Here is a 13723-nt window from a genome sequence, read left to right as displayed (position 1 = left end):
GCACGTCACCTTAGGTTCAATGCCCCCGGCCGGAGAATCACCCGTCCGCCGTCACCGCCACCTCCCGCGCCCACCGGTAGTCCGCCTTGCCGCTCGGCGACCGCCGGATCGACTCGGTGATCACCAGCCGGCGCGGGATCTTGTAACCGGCGAGCCGGTCGCGGCAATGGGCCCGGATGTCCTCCAGCGACGGCCGCGCCGCGCCCGCGCGCAGTTGCACCACCGCCGCCACATGGTGGCCCCACTGAGGGTCCGGCACCCCGGCCACCAGCGCGTCGTAGACGTCCGGGTGGGCCTTGAGCGCCTGCTCGACCTCTTCCGGGTACACCTTCTCGCCGCCGGTGTTGATGCACTGCGAGCCCCGGCCCAGGACGGTGACCACGCCCTCCTCGTCGACGGTGCCCATGTCGCCGAGCAGCACCCACCGCTCACCGTCCCTGACGAAGAAGGTCGCGGCGGTCTTGTCCGGGTCGTTGTAGTAGCCGAGCGGCACATGTCCGCACTGCGCGATCCGGCCCACCTCGCCGGGCGCCACCGGCGCGTACGTGCCCGGGTCGACCACCTGGGTACGGGCGTTGACCCGCACCCGGAAGCCCCGCTCCGGGCCGGAGTCCTCGGTCGCCGTGCCGTTGAAGCCGGACTCCGAGGAGCCAAAGTTGTTCAGCAGCATGGCGTTCGGCACCAGTTCCCGGAACTGTCGGCGCACCGTGTCCGACATGATCGCGCCGGACGACGACACGCTGAACAGCGACGAGCGGTCGATGTGCCGCAGCGGGCCGCTCAGCGCGTCGATCAGCGGCCGCAGCATGGCGTCGCCCACCAGCGAGATGCTGGTGACCCGCTCCTTCTCCACGGTCCGCAGCACCTCCTCGGGCACGAACTTGCGGTGGATCACCACTCGCTGCCCGAAGTTGAAGCCGATGAACGCCGTGAGGGTGGAGGTGCCGTGCATCAGCGGAGGCGTCGGGAAGAAGGTGATCCCCGCACCGCCCGCCGCGACCCGCTCGGCGAGCTCCTCCGGTTTCTTCACCGGCTCCCCGGTCGGGGCGCCCCCGCCGAGGCCCGCGAAGAACAGGTCCTCCTGCCGCCACATCACGCCCTTGGGCATGCCGGTCGTGCCGCCGGTGTAGATGATGAACTGGTCGTCGGCCGAACGGGCCGGGAAGCCACGCCCGGGCGAACCGGCGGCCTCGGCCTGGGTGAACTCCACGCAGGGCACCTCCGCGGCCCCCGACGCCGGACCACCCACCCGGAGCAGGTGCCGCAGCTTCCCCGCCCGTGGCAGAGCCGCCGCCACCCGGTTGGTGAACTCGGCGTCGAAGACCAGCGCCACCAGGTCCGCGTCCCGGTAGAGGTAGACCAACTCCTCCTCTACGTAACGGTAGTTGACGTTGACCGGCACGATCCGTGCCTTCAGGCACCCCAGCACCGTCTGCAGGTACTCCACGCCGTTGTAGAGGTGGAGCCCGAGGTGTTCACCGGGGCGTATCCCGCTGTCGAGCAGATGGTGGCCGACGCGGTTGGCCGCGGCGTCCAGCTCCGCGTACGTCAGGCGGCGCTCCGCGCCCGTGCCGGGATGGTCGGCGTACACCAGCGCCTCACGGCCGGGGACGACGTCGACGACCGACTCGAACAGGTCGGCAAGGTTGTACTCCACCGTTCCTCCTGACCCCGGGCGTGCCTGGCATCGGACGGTTCGCGGTCATCAGAGCAAAGGGCGGTCCAAGTGTGAAGGGCCCGCGCGAAAGAATCTGACTGTCTGTCAGAAAACTCTTGAAGTGCCACCCGCCCTACTGCAACCTGTTCTCGTTCCAGGAGAGGGGAGTTCGCCATGGGCGGGACGGAACATCTCACCGTGCAGCGCGAAGGCGCCACACTGGTGCTCACGCTCAACAGGCCGCAGGCCAGGAACGCGCTCTCACTGCCGATGCTCGTCGGCCTCCACGACGGGTGGCTGGAGGCCGACGCGGACGACTCGGTCCGCTCGATCGTCCTCACCGGCGCGGGCGGCGCGTTCTGCTCCGGCATGGACCTCAAGGCCCTCGCCGGGGACGGTATGGCCGGGGAGGAGTACCGGGACCGGCTCAAAGCCGACCCCGACCTGCACTGGAAGGCGATGCTGCGCCATCACCGCCCGCGCAAGCCGGTGATCGCCGCCGTCGAGGGGCACTGCGTCGCAGGCGGCACCGAGATGCTCCAGGGCACCGACATCCGCGTCGCCGCCGAGTCCTCCACCTTCGGCCTGTTCGAGGTGAGGCGTGGCCTGTTCCCCATCGGCGGCTCCACCGTCCGGCTGCAACGCCAGATCCCTCGCACCCACGCCCTGGAGATGCTCCTCACCGGCCGCCCCTACAGCGCCCGCGAGGCCGCCGCCATCGGCCTGGTCGGCCACGTCGTCCCCGACGGCACGGCACTGAGCAGGGCGCTGGACATGGCCGAACAGATCAACGCCTGCGGTCCGCTGGCCGTCGAGGCCGTCAAGGCGTCCGTCTACGAGACCGCCGAGATGACCGAGTCCGACGGCCTCGCCGCCGAACTCACCCGCGGCTGGCCCGTCTTCGGCACCGCCGACGCCAAGGAGGGCGCCCGCGCCTTCGCGGAGAAGCGACCGCCCGTCTACCGGCGCGCGTGAGGCTGCGCCGCGGCCGGTTCGCTGCTGCGGGTCGTCGATGGTTGAGCGCGCAGTTCCCCGCGCCCCTGAGGGGCGCCCCGTACACGCCGATTTCGAAGGAGGCAGGCCATCGATGTCCGCAGTTCTCAAGGCGCCACTCGTCGTCGAATTTCCCTTCACCCGCTCTCTCGGGCCCGTCCAGAGCGCCTTCCTGACCGGCCTGCGCGAACGGGTGATCCTCGGGGTGAAGACCCGCGACGGCCGTACCCTGGTCCCGCCCGTCGAGTACGACCCCGTCACCGCCGAGGAGATCCGCGACCTCGTCCCCGTCGGTGTCACGGGCACCGTCACCACCTGGGCCTGGAATCACGAACCCCGCCGGGGCCAGCCCCTGTCCACGCCCTTCGCCTGGGTCCTGGTGCGACTCGACGGTGCCGACACCGCCCTCCTGCACGCACTCGACGCCCCCGGCCCCCACGCCGTCCACACCGGCATGCGCGTCCGCGTCCGCTGGGCCGGCGAACGCACCGGCGCCATCACGGACATCGCCTGCTTCGAGCCCTACGACGGCCACCGGGCCGAACCGACGGGACACACGGGCGAGTTCGAGGACCCCGTCACCGGCATCGTCGCCGAGGCCCGCCTCGACTACACCTACTCGCCCGGCCGTGCCCAGACCGCCTACATCAACGCCCTCTCCGGCCGGCGGACCGTCGGCGAACGCTGCCCGTCCTGCCGCAAGGTGTACGTCCCCCCGAGGGGTGCGTGCCCCACCTGCGGGGTCGCCACGGCCGAGCAGGTCGAGGTGGGGCCGCGCGGCACCGTGACCACCTTCTGCATCGTCAACATCAAAGCGAAGAACCTCGACATCGAAGTGCCCTACGTCTACGCCCACATCGCCCTCGACGGCGCCGGCCTCGCGCTGCACGGCCGGATCGGCGGCATCCCCTACGACGAGGTCCGCATGGGCCTGCGCGTCGAGCCCGTGTGGACCGAGGGCGCCCGCTACCCCGACCACTACCGGCCCACCGGCGAACCCGACGCGGACTACGACACGTACAAGGAGCTGCTGTGACGAGCGCACCGCGGGGCCGCGAGATCGCCGTCGTCGCCTTCGCCCAGACCGGCCACCGGCGCACCAGCGACGAACTCTCCGAAGTGGAGATGCTGATGCCGGTGCTGCACGAGGTCCTCGACGCCACCGGCCTCAAGACCGCCGACATCGACTTCACCTGCTCCGGCTCCAGCGACTACCTCGCCGGACGCGCCTTCTCCTTCACCCTCGCCCTCGACGGCGTCGGCGCCTGGCCGCCGATCTCCGAGTCGCACGTCGAGATGGACGGCGCCTGGGCCCTGTACGAGGCCTGGACGAAACTCCTCACCGGCGACGCCGGCACCGCCCTGGTCTACTCGTACGGCAAGTCCTCCCCCGGCTCGGTCCGCGACGTCCTGACCCGCCAGCTCGACCCGTACTACATGGCCCCCCTGTGGCCCGACTCGGTGGCCCTCGCAGCCCTCCAGGCGCAGGCCCTCATCGACGCCGGTGACGCGGACGAGCCCGCCCTCGCCGCCGTCGCCGCACGCAACCGCGAGGCGGCGCGCGCCAATCCGCACGCCCAGCTGCGCGGCCCTGTGCGGCACGGCGACTACCTCGTCAGGCCCCTGCGCACCGGCGACTGTCCACCCATCGGAGACGGCGCCGCGGCCGTGCTCCTCGCGGCGGGGGACCGCGCCCGTGAACTGTGCGCACGTCCCGCCTGGATCCGCGGCATCGACCACCGCATCGAGGCGCACGGCCTCGGCGTGCGCGACCTGACCGACTCGCCGTCGACCCGCCTGGCCGCCGAACGGGCCGGGGTCTTCGAGCGGCCCGTCGACACCGCCGAACTGCACGCGCCCTTCACCGCACAGGAGATCGTCCTGCGCAAGGCCCTCCGGCTGGGCGACGACGTGGACGTGAACCCCTCCGGCGGAGCACTCGCCGCCCACCCGATCATGGCGGCCGGCCTGATCCGCATCGGCGAGGCCGCCGCCCGCATCCACCGCGGGGCGTCCGACCGTGCCCTCGCCCACGCCACCTCCGGCCCCTGCCTCCAGCAGAACCTGGTCGCCGTACTCGAAGGGGAACCACGATGAGCAAGGAGCCCGTGGCCGTCATCGGCATCGGTCAGACCAGGCACGTCGCGGCCCGCCGGGATGTGTCCCTCGCCGGACTGGTCCGGGAGGCGGCACAACGCTCCCTCGCGGACGCCGAGTTGACCTGGGCCGACATCGACGCCGTCGTCATCGGCAAGGCTCCCGACTTCTTCGAGGGCGTCATGATGCCGGAGCTCTACCTCGCCGACGCCCTCGGCGCCGTAGGCAAACCCATGCTCCGTGTGCACACCGCCGGTTCCGTCGGCGGCTCCACGGCGCTCGTCGCGGCGAACCTCGTCGCGGCCCGCGTCCACGGCACCGTCCTCACCCTCGCCTTCGAGAAGCAGTCCGAGTCCAACGCCATGTGGGGCCTGTCCCTGCCCATCCCCTTCCAGCAGCCCCTGCTGGCCGGAGCCGGCGGGTTCTTCGCACCGCACATCCGCGCCTACATGCGGCGCAGCGGCGCACCCGAGACGATCGGCGCCCTGGTCGCCTACAAGGACCGCCGCAACGCGCTCAAGAACCCCTACGCGCATCTGCACGAACACGACATCACCCTCGAGGGGGTCATGGCCTCGCCCATGCTGTGGGACCCGGTCCGCTACTCGGAGACCTGCCCCTCCTCCGACGGCGCCTGCGCCATGATCCTCACCGACCGCGCCGGTGCCGCCCGTGCCCCGCGACCGCCCGCCTGGATGCTCGGCGGCGCGATGCGCAGCGAACCGACCCTCTTCGCCGGCAAGGACTTCGTCTCCCCGCGGGCCGGGCAGGACTGCGCCGCCGACGTCTACCGGCAGGCCGGGGTCACCGACCCCCGCGGCGAGATCGACGGCGCCGAGATCTACGTGCCGTTCTCCTGGTACGAACCCATGTGGCTGGAGAACCTGGGCTTCGCCGGCGAGGGAGAGGGCTGGAAGCTCACCGAGGCGGGCGTGACCGAACTGGACGGGGACCTGCCCGTCAACATGTCGGGCGGTGTGCTGTCCACCAACCCCATCGGCGCCTCCGGCATGATCCGCTTCGCCGAAGCGGCACTCCAGGTACGGGGGCAGGCAGGAGAACACCAGGTGGACGGGGCTCGCCGGGTCCTCGGACACGCCTACGGCGGCGGATCGCAGTTCTTCTCGATGTGGCTCGTGGGCGACCGTCCCCCGGACTCCTGAAAGGTCCCTCTCACGTGCCCTGTCGGCCGTGGGACACGATCGCTAGGCTGGCCGCGGACGACGAACCGGGAGGAGCACGGACGTGGCCGAGACCACCACCCAGCAGCGCCCGCTCACAGGCTGGGACAAGCCGGAGCTTGACCTCACAGACGCCGAGTGGCAGTCCAGCAGCCGAGGGCGGGGGGATGTCCAGATCGCCTTCGTGGAGGGCTTCATCGCCATGCGCAACAGTGCCCGCCCGGAGAGCCCCTCGCTGATCTTCACGCCCGCCGAGTGGGGCGCGTTCGTGTCAGGAGCACGGGAAGGAGAGTTCGACCTCACCTGAGGACGGGGCGACCCGTCCGGACGGGCGGGACCCGGGGGCCGATCCAGGGGTGTTCCGTCCGCATGTCCGGACACGCGACCGGAGGCGCCATTCCGGAGCCACCGCCTGAGTCAGGCCGGCCCCGGGAGGGGACGGCCGGATCTCAAGGGTGACGAACTCATGAGCACCCTGCCCGTCGTCGCGGCAGTCGACGGTTCGGACGACAGCCTGCGTGCCCTGGAGTGGGCCGCTGACGCCGCCCGCGGCGGCTTCGCCGGTCTGGTGCTCGGTTCGAACAGCATGGCCGCCGCCCGCAACGCCGACTGCCCGGTCGTCGTGGTGCTCCGGGCCGGACGCGAGGTCCACGGCGAGGCGTCGCCGTGATCCCGCCGTCGCCCTCGGACGACTGACCTGGCCGTAATGGATGCGATCGGGCCTATCATTAGCCGCATGCGGGAACCGATCAGCAGGGACGCCCGGCTCGCCCTGGACCTGGCCCTCACCATCCGCCACGACGGCAACGGCGGTGTCACCGACGACCTGGCCGGCCCGGCAGGCCTGACCGAGTGGGTCCGGGCCCACCTCGAGCTCCTGCCGTGCACCGCGACCAAGCGGGCCGACGATCAACGCGAGGGCTCCGCCACCGGCACGGCACCGCAGTCGGCCGAGGGCGCCATCGGCGGGTCCACCGCCGACGCCGCGCAGCTCACCGCCGTCCGCGAGCTGCGGGCCGCCGTCCGCGCGCTCTTCGCCCGGGCCGTGCGCCCCGGCGAGCCGAGCCCCGCGGACGCGGCCCGCCTCATGCCCCTCCCGGAAGCGGTGCGGCATTTGAACGAGGCGGCCGCCCGCACCCCCACCGTCCCCGTCCTCGACTGGCCGGAGGGCGCCACCCCGGTCGTCCACCGAACGCCCACCGGTGCCGTTGACGATCTGACCGCGGCCCTCGCCCACGCAGTGATCGCGTTCCTCGCGAGCCCCGACCGCGACCGGCTGCGAGCCTGCCACGCGCCGCGCTGCGTGCGGTACTTCCTCAAGGAACACCCGCGCCAGGAGTGGTGCAAGCCCTCCTGCGGCAACCGCGCCCGCGTGGCCCGCCACCACCAGCGCCACAAGGCGACGGCCTGAACCGGCCGGGCCCCGAGTGGTCCCGCACCACGTCCGGCGCACGGCGACGACCCGGCCACCGGTGCGCCGCCCGCCCCGCACTTCGCAGGCCCGGCCACGTACCATGGGCGACATGTCGTTCCTCCGCCGCCGCAGCGCCACTCCCGCCGGGCCCGACTTCGACGTACTGGCCATGGACCCGGGCGACTGGCCCGGCAACCTCGGCGCGGGGCTGCTGCCCGCGCCCGACGGCACCTGCCAGGGCGTCTTCCTGCGCTACGACCTGTTCGGCGGCCGCGGCCCCGCGATGATCATCGGCAATCTGCCGGAGGGCTCCCCGGCCCGTGAGGTCCCCGAGGGGGAGGTCCCCTTCGAGGTGGCCCAGCTGCTGCTGGCCCTGGAGAACGACGAGGAGGTCACCGTCGTCAGCACCGAGGACTCGCCGGTGATGCAGGGCGACAACCTTCTGATCGTGCGCCGCGTCAAGCTCTCCGAGAGCCGGATCTCCTGCGTGCAGTTCGACCGCAGCGACAACGTCCTCGTGACCATCGCCGCCTGGGACCGCCCCATCACGGACGACCTCTACGCCCTCCTCAAACCGCTGCCCGCGGAACTCTTCCAGCAGGGCTGAGCCGAACCGCCGTTCACGAAGGGGCCGCTGGACACCTGCTCAGGTGTCCAGCGGCCCCTTCGTCCCCGTCAGCGAGTGCCGACCGCCGCGCGCACGGCGCGCCGGGCCAACTGGCAGTCGTCGTGCAGCCGCCGCAGCAGCAGCCTCTGCTCCTCGCCGGTCGGCGCAGCACCCGGGTGGGCCGTGCCCGGTGCGGCCGGGGTCGGATCGTGCATCGAGCGTTGCACGGCCGTCTCGTAGGTCCGGATCTCACGGGTCAGCACCAGCATCAGGTTCACCAGGAAGGCATCCCTGGACGCGGGCCCCGCCGACTGCGCGATCTGGCTGATCTGGCGACGGGCGACCGGTGCGTCCCCGAGCACCGACCACAGGGTCGCCAGATCGTATCCCGGCAGATACCAGCCCGCGTGCTCCCAGTCCACCAGCACTGGACCGGCCGGTGACAGGAGCATGTTCGACAGCAGCGCGTCGCCGTGGCAGAACTGGCCCATGCCCTGCCGTCCGGAGGTCTGCGCGATCCCGTGCAGGAGTTTCTGCAGGTCACCCAGGTCCCGGTCGGTGAGCAGGCCCAGCTCGTGATACCGGGAGATCCGCGCCGCGTAGTCGAGTGGCGCGTCGAACGTACCCGCGGGCGGCCGCCAGGCGTTCAGCCGGCAGATCGCGCCGAGCGCCGCTCTGATGTCCGCCCGGGGCGGCGCCACCGCCGGGTGCCGCTGGAGCGCCGCCACCCGGCCCGGCATCCGCTCGATCACCAGCGTGCAGTTGTCCGGGTCCGCCGCGATCAGTCTCGGCGCCCGCACGGGTGGGCGGTGCCGGACGAACGAGCGGTATGCCGCTATCTCATGGCGGATCCGTTCCGACCAGGCGGGCGAGTGGTCCAGTAAACACTTGGCGACAGCCGTGCTGCGACCGGTCGTGCCGACCAGGAGCACGGACCGTCCGTTGCGGCGCAGCACCTGCACCGGGGCGAACTCCGGGCAGATGCGGTGCACGGACGCGATCGCCGTGCGCAGCTGCGCCCCCTGCGGGCCGGACAAGTCGAGTCTCCCGCTGAGCGGTTGGGTGCCGAGGACCGCGCCGCGCCGAGCCCTGCCCGCACCGATCACGGGGGCCGCCGACCGCGCGGGGGCGAGGTAGGGGCCGCTGTCCGTGGGACGCGGGTGCAGCGACCGGGGCGGTGCGGACACGGAGGACGATGCTGCGTACATGGGCGAGACAGATCCCTTCGTGTGCCTGCGACGACAGCGCACCACCCGGCCCGGATGCCCGGAAGAACCCTGGGGAGTGTCCCCGGCGACCGGGTCGGGGTGGCGCGTTCCTACCTGACACCGGATGGCCGGTGGCACACCATCTGGCGCACCCTGGCGAACCCTGGCGAATAGTCGCCCGGCAAGTCTCCCCGGGCTACTGTCAACTCAGCCGAGAACCTGGGGGCTTGATGTGAGCGGACAACCCAACACCCGGCTCGCGGACCTGTTCGGCCTGGCCGGCTGGTCCAAGGGCGAACTCGCGAGGCTGGTCAACCGGCAGGCGGCGGCCATGGGCCATCCCCAGCTGTCGACCGACACCTCCCGGGTGCGGCGGTGGATCGACACGGGAGAGATCCCGCGCGATCCGGTGCCGCGGGTGCTGGCGGCTCTGTTCACCGAGCGTCTCGGCCGTGTCGTGACCATCGAGGACCTCGGTCTGGTCCGGCACGGGCGTGCGGGGAAACGGCAGGGCGGCGGGAGCGAGGACGCTCCCGACGGCGTGCCGTGGGCGCCCGAGCGGACGGCTGCGGTCCTCACCGAATTCACGGGAATGGACCTCATGCTCAACCGACGCGGCTTGGTGGGCGCGGGCGCCGCGCTCGCCGCGGGATCCGCACTCAGCAGCGCCATGTACGACTGGCTGCACACCGACCCTTCCCTGGCTGCCGACGCCCCCGACCCCGACCATCCCCTGCACGCCGACCCCGCTGGGTTCGACCGCTACGAGGCCGCCCCCATCGGGTCGCAGGAGATCGAGGAACTGGAGCGCTCGGTCGAGGTGTTCCGCGCCTGGGACGCGGCCCGCGGCGGCGGGCTCCAGCGCAAGGCCGTGGTGGGCCAGCTCAACGAGGTGGGCGGCATGCTCGCCTACCGTCACCCACCCCACCTCCAGCGGCGCCTGTGGGGCGTCGCCGCCAACCTCGCCGTCCTCGCGGGCTGGATGTCGCACGACGTCGGCCTGGAGCCCACGGCCCAGAAGTACTTCCTCATCGCCGCGCACGCGGCCCGCGAGGGCGGGGACCGGCCCCGTGCGGGCGAGGCACTGTCCCGCGCGGCCCGCCAGATGGTGCACCTGGGCAGGCCGGACGACGCCCTGCACCTGATGAAGCTCGCCACCTCCGGTTCGGGTGACGAGGTGCTGCCCCGTACCCAGGCGATGCTCTTCACCGTCGAAGCCTGGGCCCAGGCGTCGCTGGGCAAGGGCCAGGCGATGCGTCGCACCCTCGGGAGGGCGGAGGACCTGTTCGTCTCCGACAAGGCCGACGTCCCGACACCGGACTGGATGCAGACCTTCAAGGAGGAGGACCTGTACGGCATGCAGGCCCTGGCCTACCGGACGCTCGCCGAGTTCGAGCCGGGTGCGGCGGCGCATGCCCAGCACTACGCGGAGAAGGCTCTCGCCCTGCGCGTCGACGGCCGGCAGCGGTCGAAGATCTTCGACTACCTGTCGATGGCGTCGGCCTGCTTCATCGCTGACGACCCCGAACAGGCCGACCGGTACGCGCGCCTGGCCCTGGTGTCGATGGGGTCCAACTCCTCTCATCGCACCTGGGACCGGCTGCGTCAGATGTACCGGCTCACGGCCGAGTACTCCGGTTACCCGAAGATCGAGGAGCTGCGGGAGGAGATCAAGCTCGCCCTGCCGAGGACGAAGGGCAGGGGCGCCGATCACGCTCAGGCCTGAGCGAGCGCACAGGTCCGAGATTCCTACGACGTCACCTTGGCGACGAGCACGCAGGCGTTGTCCTCGCGCGCGCCCTCGCCGAACTCCTGGGCCACGGTCCGCACGCAGTCCTCGGCGGTGCGGTTGCCGGCCAGGCGTGGTGCCAGACCGAGGAGCAGCTGCGCTGCCGCCGATCCGGTGTGCCCGGGCACCAGCCCGTCGGTGTGCAGGAGCAGCAGGTCGCCCACCTCGAGCGTCTCTTCGGCCTGCCCGTAGCCGGCGCCCGAGGTGGCACCGAGCAGGACGCCGTCGGGTGCGTTCAGCACGCGCCCCGTCCCGTCGCGGAACAACAGCGGGGCGGGGTGTCCGGCCTGTGCCCAGACCAGGGTCCGGGTCGTGGGCCGGTAGCGGCAGCAGACGGCGCTGCCCAGGGCGGGTTGCACGGTGACGTCGAGTAACTGGTTCAGCCAGGCCATCAACTGCCCTGGCTGCGCACCGGCCATCGCCATGCCGCGAACGGCACCGAGCAGCATGGTCATGTTCGACGTGACGCCGACGCCCTGGCCGGTGAGATCGCCGACGCTGAGGAGTGTTTCGCCGTCGGTCAGGTCGAGCGCGTCGTACCAGTCGCCGCCGATGAGTGTGTTCGTGGAGGCCGGCAGGTGGTGGAAGGCGAGGTCGAGGGTCCCTGGCCCCCGGTGCGGGAGCCGGGATCCGCGCCATTGCGGCAGCACGGCCTCCTGCAGCTCGACCGCGAGCCGCTGCTCGCTCCGCGCGGCCTCCCGCCGGTGGTGGAGCGAGTCACGGGTCTCGCTCACCGCCCGCTGGCTGCGGCGCAGTTCGCTGACGTCGCGCAGCACGGCCCACATCGAGGCGGTGCTGCCGTCGGCGTCGAGCACCGGTTCGCCCATCATGTGGACGGTCCGTTCGCCGCCGTCGTGGCGGGTGATGCGGAACTCGCCGTCGATGGGCCTCGCGTCGACGAGGCAGTCGGTGACCATCGCCGTCAGTTTCGGCCGGTCCTCGTCCACCACCAGGGACGGCAGCTCGTCGAGGGTGAGAGGGGGAGCGGCCGGGTCGCGGCCCAGGATGCGGTAGAGCTCCCCGGACCAACTGGCCTCGTCTGTCAGGAGGTTCCACTCGGCGCTGCCGACGCGGCTGAGCAATGAGCCTGAGTCCGGTGCGGATGCGACGGGGTCCGGGTCCGCCGTCGTGGGCAGGGGGCCGTCCCGCAACTGGGCCAGGTGCTCGTCGAGGTCGTTGAGCTGGTGCAGGGCCAGGTCGTACAGGGCCCGTTGCCAGCGCTCGCGCGGGTGATCGGCTCCTTCCCCCTCGGTGTCGCGGCGCACCGCGTCCACGTCGCCCTTGAGCCGCCGCGTCTGCGAGATGAGCGCGTCGACCGAGCCGCGGCGGGGCGGCTGGGCGGCTGGGCGGTCCGCGGAGAGGTGGGACGGCATGACGCACTCCGATGCGGGGACGGTACGACCAGGGCGGACGGAGGGACCGTTACGACTGTTGCACAGCCCGCGACGCCCTGTAAGGGATTCGGCGACACACGATACGGTGGTGCTTCTGGCATATGCCACCGTCTCGCGGAGTTACTCCGAGGTAGCCGCCGGGTGCACTGCCAGGGGCTCCAAGTCGTAGATTACACACGGCATTTGACGTCCCGTCGGGTCACCGGTGCGGGGCTGATTCGAATGTTCGACGGCACTGCGTTCGAGCGCGGTGAGCCTGCTCCGTCAGTACCTCAGCACCCCGGCCATGCCGGCCGCCTCACCGAGTGTGCCGTCCGGTACGAAGCGGACGTCGGCACCGGTCTCCAGGCACTGTTCGACGATCTCGTCCACGATGTCCTCACGGGAGTCGAGGTCGCCGGTCTCGACGAGGATCAGATGGTCCCCGGCGTCGCGTACCGTCACCCGGTAGTTCTCCTCGACGGCCAGCAGCCGGACGCGGCCGTCCCGGGCGCTCTGCCACAACTCGTCGACGCCGGCGGCGAACTCCCTTCGGCCGCGGGCCGTTTCGAGGGCGCGCGTCACGGCGTCGGTACTCCTGCGGGCCTCTGCCTCGACCACCGGCCGCACGGCCTGCCACACGACCTCGGGAGTCCCGTGGGCGAGCCCGCCGTGCGGGATGTGCACCGCGCTCCGGGCGGCGGTGTACACCTCGTCCAGCAGGGAGAGGGCGGCCGGCTCGCCGGTGACGTACAACTGCCGGGGATGGCCGCGCAGCACGGCGCTCATCGCGATGCCGGCCTCACGGAGGAACTGGCGCGTGCGTTCCTCCCGGAAGGCGCTCGGGGTGTCACCGATCCGCTGCTGCCGCTCCGGGTCGAAGTTCTCCACGCGCCGCGTCAGGGGGAAGCCGCCGAGGCGGGCCGCGGTGACCCGGTCGACGCCGCCGCTCCACAGCGTGACGCGGTCCGCGGCGAGCGACAGGACCCAGAAGGGCCGCCCGGCCGTCTGGGCGGAGACGAGGTTGCGGGTGAGGAAGGTGTCCGAGAGCACCACGCGTTCGGGTACGGATCTGGTCAGTGACCAGACCTGGTGCTCGCCCGGAGCGGCGAAGATCGCGAGGCCCTCCTCTGCGTGTGTCAGGTCGATCTCGCTCAGAGCCCGGTCGAGGTGCCCGGCGACCTCGGCGCGTCGCTCGCGGGTGACGGCCGGATCGGCTTCGAGCTGCCGTTTGGCCTCGGCGACCACGTTGCGCAGCCGGACCTGGTCCTGGGCGTTGTAGGGATCGCGCCGGTGGGTCGGCGTCAGCACGGAGACCGCGGGGTAGGGCCGCGGGCGCCGCAGCTCGGCAAGGGTCGCGGAACTCAGAACGCTCTCCATGACAGAACGATAGAGCGAATTCAC

Annotated in this window: 12 protein-coding genes and 1 pseudogene; 9 read left to right on the top strand and 4 right to left on the bottom strand. The window is 71.8% G+C overall.

Annotated elements, in window-relative coordinates; genetic code table 11:
* Positions 1-37 precede the first annotated feature (37 nt).
* Positions 38-1657, bottom strand: coding sequence for an acyl-CoA synthetase (locus ADK65_RS02380; RefSeq protein ID WP_053668097.1), 1620 nt, complete (start codon positions 1655-1657; stop codon positions 38-40).
* 174 nt (positions 1658-1831) lie between these two features.
* On the opposite strand from ADK65_RS02380, the gene ADK65_RS02375 reads away from it, so the two are divergent.
* From ADK65_RS02375 to ADK65_RS02340, 8 genes and pseudogenes are all read left to right on the top strand, one after another.
* Complete coding sequence (locus tag ADK65_RS02375) at positions 1832-2632, top strand: crotonase/enoyl-CoA hydratase family protein (protein WP_053668096.1); 801 nt, start codon at positions 1832-1834, stop codon at positions 2630-2632.
* Positions 2633-2744: 112 nt separating this feature from the next.
* Positions 2745-3686, top strand: coding sequence for a Zn-ribbon domain-containing OB-fold protein (locus tag ADK65_RS02370; protein WP_053668095.1), 942 nt, complete (start codon positions 2745-2747; stop codon positions 3684-3686).
* Positions 3683-4747: a thiolase domain-containing protein gene (locus ADK65_RS02365; RefSeq protein ID WP_053668094.1), complete on the top strand. Its 1065-nt coding sequence runs from the start codon at positions 3683-3685 to the stop codon at positions 4745-4747. The genes ADK65_RS02370 and ADK65_RS02365 overlap by 4 nt, the downstream gene beginning before the upstream one ends.
* The gene (locus ADK65_RS02360) at positions 4744-5910 is read left to right on the top strand and encodes a thiolase domain-containing protein (protein ID WP_053668093.1); all 1167 of its coding nucleotides are present in this window, start codon (positions 4744-4746) and stop codon (positions 5908-5910) included. The genes ADK65_RS02365 and ADK65_RS02360 overlap by 4 nt, the downstream gene beginning before the upstream one ends.
* An 82-nt stretch (positions 5911-5992) precedes the next feature.
* Entirely contained in the window at positions 5993-6235 is a 243-nt protein-coding gene (locus ADK65_RS02355; protein ID WP_053668092.1) for a DUF397 domain-containing protein, read from the top strand.
* Positions 6236-6394: 159 nt separating this feature from the next.
* Positions 6395-6589, top strand: a pseudogene (locus ADK65_RS02350) (universal stress protein); the annotation flags it as partial.
* Between the two features lie 75 nt (positions 6590-6664).
* Positions 6665-7339 (top strand): CGNR zinc finger domain-containing protein, encoded by a 675-nt coding sequence (locus tag ADK65_RS02345; RefSeq protein ID WP_078955772.1) that lies wholly within the window; start codon positions 6665-6667, stop codon positions 7337-7339.
* 112 nt (positions 7340-7451) lie between these two features.
* A complete protein-coding gene (locus ADK65_RS02340; protein ID WP_053668193.1) occupies positions 7452-7949 on the top strand; it encodes a hypothetical protein in 498 nt (165 codons plus the stop codon).
* A 68-nt stretch (positions 7950-8017) separates the two neighbouring features.
* On the opposite strand, the gene ADK65_RS02335 is transcribed toward ADK65_RS02340, so the two are convergent.
* Entirely contained in the window at positions 8018-9157 is a 1140-nt protein-coding gene (locus tag ADK65_RS02335; protein WP_053668089.1) for an aminoglycoside phosphotransferase family protein, read from the bottom strand.
* Positions 9158-9389: 232 nt separating this feature from the next.
* Here ADK65_RS02335 and ADK65_RS02330 point away from each other — a divergent pair, with 232 nt between their 5' ends.
* The gene (locus ADK65_RS02330) at positions 9390-10883 is read left to right on the top strand and encodes a hypothetical protein (RefSeq protein WP_053668088.1); all 1494 of its coding nucleotides are present in this window, start codon (positions 9390-9392) and stop codon (positions 10881-10883) included.
* A gap of 23 nt (positions 10884-10906) precedes the next feature.
* Here the strand turns inward: ADK65_RS02330 and ADK65_RS02325 are convergent, their stop codons facing one another.
* Together ADK65_RS02325 and ADK65_RS02320 are read right to left on the bottom strand one after the other, a co-directional pair.
* Positions 10907-12319, bottom strand: a complete 1413-nt coding sequence (locus tag ADK65_RS02325) for a PP2C family protein-serine/threonine phosphatase (RefSeq protein ID WP_053668087.1) — start codon at positions 12317-12319, stop codon at positions 10907-10909.
* Positions 12320-12604: 285 nt separating this feature from the next.
* Entirely contained in the window at positions 12605-13699 is a 1095-nt protein-coding gene (locus tag ADK65_RS02320; RefSeq protein ID WP_053668086.1) for a hypothetical protein, read from the bottom strand.
* Positions 13700-13723: the final 24 nt, after the last annotated feature.

The organism is Streptomyces sp. NRRL B-1140, from assembly GCF_001280065.1.
Lineage (GTDB): Bacteria > Actinomycetota > Actinomycetes > Streptomycetales > Streptomycetaceae > Streptomyces.
Note: the sequence above shows the minus strand (reverse complement) of the source record. Positions and strands in the feature narration are given on the sequence as shown.

Excerpts from the sequence above, each read along its gene's own strand:
- ADK65_RS02375 (WP_053668096.1), top strand. The coding sequence starts at position 1,832 with ATGGGCGGGACGGAACATCTCACCGTGCAGCGCGAAGGCGCCACACTG.
- ADK65_RS02370 (WP_053668095.1), top strand. The coding sequence starts at position 2,745 with ATGTCCGCAGTTCTCAAGGCGCCACTCGTCGTCGAATTTCCCTTCACC.
- ADK65_RS02360 (WP_053668093.1), top strand. The coding sequence starts at position 4,744 with ATGAGCAAGGAGCCCGTGGCCGTCATCGGCATCGGTCAGACCAGGCAC.
- ADK65_RS02345 (WP_078955772.1), top strand. The coding sequence starts at position 6,665 with ATGCGGGAACCGATCAGCAGGGACGCCCGGCTCGCCCTGGACCTGGCC.
- ADK65_RS02340 (WP_053668193.1), top strand. The coding sequence starts at position 7,452 with ATGTCGTTCCTCCGCCGCCGCAGCGCCACTCCCGCCGGGCCCGACTTC.
- ADK65_RS02335 (WP_053668089.1), bottom strand. The coding sequence starts at position 9,157 with ATGTACGCAGCATCGTCCTCCGTGTCCGCACCGCCCCGGTCGCTGCAC.
- ADK65_RS02325 (WP_053668087.1), bottom strand. The coding sequence starts at position 12,319 with ATGCCGTCCCACCTCTCCGCGGACCGCCCAGCCGCCCAGCCGCCCCGC.
- ADK65_RS02320 (WP_053668086.1), bottom strand. The coding sequence starts at position 13,699 with ATGGAGAGCGTTCTGAGTTCCGCGACCCTTGCCGAGCTGCGGCGCCCG.